The 425-nt window shown below is 68.5% G+C and carries 1 protein-coding gene; it reads left to right on the plus strand.

What is annotated here, in order from left to right; genetic code table 11:
• Positions 1-425 (plus strand): alanine--tRNA ligase-related protein (locus tag NBZ85_RS34275; RefSeq protein ID WP_261563520.1); only part of this gene is annotated, 425 nt, incomplete at both ends.

Consider the following 425-nt stretch of genomic DNA (forward strand, 5'->3'; position numbering starts at 1 on the left):
CGTCTATGCCGAGGACGACGAGGCCTACGACATCTGGACGAAGGAGATCGGCCTGCCGCCCGAGCGCGTGATCCGCATCGGCGACAACAAGGGCGGCCGCTACAAGTCCGACAACTTCTGGATGATGGCCGACACCGGCCCCTGCGGCCCGTGCTCCGAGATCTTCTACGACCACGGCCCGCACATCGCCGGCGGCCCCCCGGGCAGCCCCGATGAGGACGGCGACCGCTTCATCGAGATCTGGAACAACGTGTTCATGCAGTTCGACATGGCCGAGGACGGCTCCGTGTCGCCGCTGCCCGCGCCCTGCGTGGACACCGGCATGGGCCTGGAGCGCCTCGCGGCCATCCTGCAGCACGTGCACAGCAACTACGAGATCGACCTGTTCGCCGCGCTCATCCAGGCGGCCGGGCGCGAGACCGGCA

This window comes from Frankia tisae (assembly GCF_025403405.1).
Taxonomy (GTDB): Bacteria; Actinomycetota; Actinomycetes; order Frankiales; family Frankiaceae; genus Frankia; species Frankia tisai.